The sequence below is a fragment of the uncultured Vibrio sp. genome, from assembly GCF_947488985.1.
GTDB lineage: Bacteria > Pseudomonadota > Gammaproteobacteria > Enterobacterales > Vibrionaceae > Vibrio.
Map to the genome: position 1 here is coordinate 1 of NZ_CANLBV010000419.1, position 215 is coordinate 215.

Annotated in this window: 1 protein-coding gene; it reads left to right on the plus strand. The window is 46.5% G+C overall.

The genetic code is table 11. The features are described from left to right. Positions 1–215: IS66 family insertion sequence element accessory protein TnpB (tnpB, locus tag Q1A70_RS20825; RefSeq protein ID WP_299697720.1), on the plus strand; the 215-nt coding region annotated here is incomplete at both ends.

The window sequence follows — 215 nt, forward strand, 5'->3', positions numbered from 1 at the left end:
TTAACGGCTTGAGCTTTATCGTTGAACAGAATATGAACCTTAATCCCTTCTCCGAAGCGCTATTCGTCTTCTGTAATCGCACGCGGGATAAGCTCAAAGTTCTCTACTGGCAGCGTAATGGCTTTTGCCTCTGGCAAAAGCGACTCGAAAAAGACAAGTTCGCTTGGCCAAGAAAAATGCCAGGGCAAACACTCTCATTAACGGAAGAGCAGTGG